The organism is Mycobacterium bohemicum DSM 44277, assembly GCF_001053185.1.
GTDB classification, from domain to species: Bacteria; Actinomycetota; Actinomycetes; order Mycobacteriales; family Mycobacteriaceae; genus Mycobacterium; species Mycobacterium bohemicum.
The window spans coordinates 1-4,603 of the sequence record NZ_CSTD01000011.1 but is presented as its reverse complement, the minus strand read 5'-3'; the positions used below and the strand labels follow the sequence as shown (position 1 = coordinate 4,603).

The following is a 4,603-nucleotide window of genomic DNA, read 5'->3' as shown; positions in this document are numbered from 1 at the left end:
CGGCGCCCGCCAGGACGCGACGCAGCTCGTCGACCAAGGGCTGACCCTTGGGGGGATCAGCCTTGCGCGCGGTCAGGCACTCCTCACGAATCCGCGGCGCCGTTGCGGTGGATCCACTGGGTGAGCGCATCCTCGAGCGCGGCCGCGACCGCCACGCCGGCGTTGCCGGCGGCTTGTTCGAACCGCTCGGCCAGCTCGGCCGGCACCGAGGCGTTCAACTTGGTTCGCCCGGATTTGGGCTTTGCCGGCAGATCCACCGCCACGTGCTTTGCCGAGACGGCGTCCATGGTTTCCCGCAGCGCGATCTCCTCCAGCAGGCGGGCGAACAGGCGCTCGAACTCCGCGGCCGTCCCGATCGTCGTGACCGTCGCCGAACGCAGTTTGCCCTGGCGGAGCGCGGATTCGCCGATCACCTCACCCGGGCCCAAGACGGCCACCCGGTCGTGGCCGACGTAGACGCCGACTTCCCCGCTCAAAAGGATGTAGCAGTCGTCGGACGGGGTCTGCTCGCGAATCAGGGGCCACGGCTTGGACTGCGAGGTGTGGTGTGCTGCCCGGACCAGGTCGTCGAGGTCGCTGTCGGTGAACTTGTCGAACGCGGCGAATTCGCGGAGCCGGCGGACGTCTTCCTCCTCGTGTCCCTTCGCATCGGCCTTCATCGGCGGGCTCCTCACTTGCGATGTGAAACCGGGCACCGAGAAGCCTAACGCGATTCTGCGATAACAAAAGGAAAAGATTATTTGCTGGTCGGCGTCAGAAACGCTGGCCGGCCGCCCGGCGCCCGGCCAGCCGGGTGCCGGTCGCCCGGCGCCCGGCCAGCCGGTAGGTTGAGGGCGTTCCAGAAGAACCCGAAGGAGACACCGTTGGGCCAAACCGCGGCGATGGCCGAGGCCGACCGCGCGTGGATGATCGACACGCTGCTGGCGTTGCTGCAGACACCGAGCCCGTCGGGGCGCACGGACGCGGTGATGCAGCTGATCGGCGACATCTTCGACCACTTCGGCGTGCCGTTCTCCCTCACCCGCCGGGGGGCGCTCACCGCGGAACTCCCGGGCAGGTCACCGACCACCGAACGCGCGCTGGTGGTGCATGCCGACACCATCGGCTGCATGGTGCGCGGCCTCAAGGACAACGGGCGCCTCGAGGTGATCCCGGTCGGCACGTTCTCGGCGAGGTTCGCCACCGGCGCCCGGGTCAGGATCTTCTCCGACGACCCCGACGAGTTCATCACCGGCACGATCCTCCCGCTCAAGGCCAGCGGGCACGCGTTCGGTGACGAGATCGACACCCAGCCCACCGACTGGGAGCACGTCGAGATCCGGATCGACCGCAAGGTGGCCTCGAAGCAGGACCTGATCGACCTCGGGCTGCGGGTCGGCGACTTCGTCGCGCTGATCACCAGCCCCGAGCTGACCGCCGACGGGTTCATCGTCTCCCGGCACCTCGACGGCAAGGCGGGCGTCGCGATCGCCCTGGCGCTGGCCAAGAACTTCTCCGAGAACCGGGTGGTGCTGCCGCACCGGACCATGATCATGGTGACGATCACCGAGGAGGTGGGCCACGGCGCCAGCCACGGCCTTCCCGCGGACGTCGCCGAGCTCATCTCGGTCGACAACGCGGTGTGCGCGCCGGGTCAGCACTCCATCGAGGACGGCGTCACGATCCCGATGGCCGATCTGCACGGCCCGTTCGACTATCACCTCACCCGAAACCTGTGCCAGCTCGCCGAAAAGCTGGACATCAAGTGCGTGCGCGACGTGTTCCGCTACTACCGATCGGATGCCGCCGCTGCGATCGAGGCCGGCGCGGGTACCCGCGCGGCGCTGATCGGCTTCGGGCTCGACGGCAGCCACGGCTGGGAACGCACCCACATGGACTCGCTGGAGGCCGCCTACAACCTGCTGCACGCCTGGCTGCAGACGCCGCTGACGTTCGCCGAGTGGGACGCCAAGCCCTCGGGCAAGCTGCGCGACTTCCCGTCGTCGAAGCAGCCCGCGCCCACCGAGCAGTGGGTGCCGCTGGCCCGCGGCGACCACACCGAACCCGGCGAAGCCTCGCCCGGTACGCACTGGCCGCCCGACGGCGGCGGGGGCGCAGGCCTGAGGCCGCCCGCAAGCTTCCGTCGTCGCCGAAAGCTGTTGTGCGCCAAGACCGGTCAGGCCACGACCGAGCGCTCCAAGGTTTCCAGCGACGCGGCCAGGTAGTCCTCCGGAAACGGCGGCATCGCGCCGATACGATCGCGAAAATCCTGCGGCGTGGCGCTCCAGTCGTAGGTGAGCGTCACGTCGGTGCCGTTTCCGCTCGGTGCCAGGTCGTAGCGCCAGAACCAACCGCCGGCATTGTGGTGACCCGCGTCGTCGAGCACGCCCGGCATCCACCCGATCGCGCTGTCCCGGTCGAAGACGTTGACCAGGTTGTGCGTGACGTAGTCGCCCCCCGCCCGGGGGAGGTGCATGTTCATCGCGAACATCTGTCCGACGCCCGTAATCGGCGAGGCCTCCACCGGCTCGCGGACCCAGTCGCCTGGCTCGGTGTCGTGGTGGCGGGCCGGGTCGGCCAGGACCGCGAAGATGCGCTCCGGGGTGGCGGCCATGGTGCGGGTGGCGACGTAGCGTTCGGCATCGGTGGTCACGCGTTGTCCTCCGGTCCGTAGGCGCGGGCGATGTCGGGGGAGTCCAGCCAGCCGGAGTAGGTCGGGCGCGACGGCCAGCCTTCGGGGGAGTCGAGCCATTCCTCCTGCCTGCCCCACGGCAGGATGTCGATCAACCCGAACGTGTGGCTGAGCTGCTCGGTGCCACGCCCGTTGGTGTGCCAGGTGCGGTAGACGGTGTCGCCGTCGCGCAGGAATACGTTGACGCCGAACCCTCCGCCGGAGGGTGCGTCCATGTCGGCCGCGAACGGGCTCTCCGCTGACGAGTACCACTGCATCCGGTTGCCGACCTTCTGTTTGTAGGCGAGCGCCTCGTGGATCGGTCCGTTGGTGACGATGACGAAACGGGCGTCGTAGCTGTCGAGGAACTCCAGCCGAGTGAACTGCGACGTGAAGCCCGTGCACCCGCCGCACTGCCACGTCGCGCCGTTCGACCACATGTGGTGGTAAACGATGAGCTGCGAGCGCCCTTCGAACACCTCGACCAGGCGGATCGGCCCGTCGGCACCCATCAGCGTGTAGTCGGGCAACTCGACCATGGGCAGGCGCCGGCGCTGCGCGGCGATCGCGTCCAGTTCGCGGGTGGCGGCCTTCTCCCGCTTGCGCAGATCCTCGAGCGCGGCGCGCCAGGTCCGGTGGTCGACTTTCGGTGGTAATGCGTCGGGCATCGGGGCACCCCTCTTCTTGCGATGTTCGGTCTCAGGGTATGACCGGTGTGCCGCCAGAAACTCATCGCTGTTCGGCCCAGTCACATCCGTCACGGGGCGGGAGGGGGCAGGCGTTGTGCCCGCCTCCGAGCGACAATCGGTGCGGCGCCGTGCAGTTGTCGCTCAGAGGCGGGCAGAAAGCTCATCCCCTCTCCCGCGGTGACGGATGTGACGGGTGCGGCGTCCGTCGGCGATGACGCACGGACTCAACCGCCGAACGCGTCCGCAATCTGGGTGAGCCGCACGCTGTTGCCCGACGGATCACGAAATCCGGAGTCGATGCCGTACGGCATCTCATGCGGTGGTTCGGTGAACTCGACCCCGCGCGCCTTCAGGCGCTCATAGGTGGGCAAGCCGACGGGACCAGTGCAGCCGGGCGCCGTGCGCCTGGTCGACGGGGACGAGTATCGGCAGGTGGGCCGCCTGCTGCGGCAGAAATATCCCGTGCTGCATGGGGTGCTGGTGCCGTCGGCGCACCGCCTGATGCGGTCGAAGTTCGGTCGCACGGTGCACGCGGAGCTCACCCCTGGACGCTATGACGAGTGCCGCGCCGAGCGCGCCAATTCCGCTGTGGCCGAGCGCAACTGATCGGCGGAGGCAAGGCGTTCCGGGAAGCCGACCCGCGTGTAGGCCACCCCGCGCGGGGTGTGCACCCGCAGGTCCAGGCCGTAGCGGTCCACTCCGGTGCACGCCGCGGTGTCGGCGTCGGGGTAGCCGCCGAACGCCCGGGCCATCGCGGCCAGGGCGTCGGCGTGGTCGGCGTTGAGGTGTGCGACGGCCCCGGCCGCGGCCGGCGCGACGGGATCCGGCTCGGCGCTTGCGTATTGCTCGCCGGTGGCCGAGTCCATCCGGCCGTATCCGCCGACCCAACGCACCCGCTCAACCCGCAACAGCCAGAGGGTGATCCAGATGGCGAGTTACGAAGCGGGCGGCGGGCACCGCGCTCAGGTAGGCCGCCCGCGCCGCGTCCCGGTCGGCGTCAGATGGCCGGACAACCTTGCCGGCCAACGTGATTCGGCTGCCCGCCAGCGGGTCGACATCGGTGGTCGCCGCCACGATGGACAGGCTCGCCCTCGGGTCGGCCGCCAGGTTGCGGCCGTGCTCGGCCAGGTCGGACACGCACAGCACCGGCATTCCACCCAGCAGCCCGTAAGCCACGAACGACGCCCACGGGTCGCCGTCGGCGGTCAGGGAAGCCAGCGTGGCGGCGTTGGTGGCGGCCGCGATGGTGCGGGCCTGCTCGGCC

4 protein-coding genes and 3 pseudogenes are annotated in these 4,603 nt (G+C 69.6%); 2 read left to right on the top strand and 5 right to left on the bottom strand.

Annotated features, from left to right (window positions below; genetic code table 11):
- Positions 1-83 precede the first annotated feature (83 nt).
- Positions 84-659: a cyclic nucleotide-binding domain-containing protein gene (locus BN971_RS24270; protein WP_090350721.1), complete on the bottom strand. Its 576-nt coding sequence runs from the start codon at positions 657-659 to the stop codon at positions 84-86.
- Between the two features lie 204 nt (positions 660-863).
- Here BN971_RS24270 and BN971_RS24265 point away from each other — a divergent pair, with 204 nt between their 5' ends.
- The gene (locus BN971_RS24265; protein ID WP_090350723.1) at positions 864-2,204 is read left to right on the top strand and encodes an osmoprotectant NAGGN system M42 family peptidase; all 1,341 of its coding nucleotides are present in this window, start codon (positions 864-866) and stop codon (positions 2,202-2,204) included.
- Here the strand turns inward: BN971_RS24265 and BN971_RS24260 are convergent.
- The 3 genes and pseudogenes from BN971_RS24260 to BN971_RS24250 form a co-directional block, all read right to left on the bottom strand.
- Positions 2,156-2,593 (bottom strand): SRPBCC family protein, encoded by a 438-nt coding sequence (locus BN971_RS24260; RefSeq protein ID WP_276010681.1) that lies wholly within the window; start codon positions 2,591-2,593, stop codon positions 2,156-2,158. The genes BN971_RS24265 and BN971_RS24260 overlap by 49 nt on opposite strands.
- A 35-nt stretch (positions 2,594-2,628) precedes the next feature.
- Positions 2,629-3,318: a DUF899 domain-containing protein gene (locus BN971_RS24255; protein ID WP_085181049.1), complete on the bottom strand. Its 690-nt coding sequence runs from the start codon at positions 3,316-3,318 to the stop codon at positions 2,629-2,631.
- 245 nt (positions 3,319-3,563) lie between these two features.
- Positions 3,564-3,740 (bottom strand): annotated as a pseudogene (locus BN971_RS24250) (VOC family protein); the annotation flags it as partial.
- Here BN971_RS24250 and BN971_RS24245 point away from each other — a divergent pair.
- Positions 3,706-3,945, top strand: a pseudogene (locus BN971_RS24245) (hypothetical protein); the annotation flags it as partial. The pseudogenes BN971_RS24250 and BN971_RS24245 sit on opposite strands and share 35 nt — an antisense overlap.
- On the opposite strand, the pseudogene BN971_RS24240 reads toward BN971_RS24245, so the two are convergent.
- Positions 3,891-4,603: pseudogene (locus tag BN971_RS24240) on the bottom strand (HugZ family pyridoxamine 5'-phosphate oxidase); the annotation flags it as partial. The pseudogenes BN971_RS24245 and BN971_RS24240 sit on opposite strands and share 55 nt — an antisense overlap.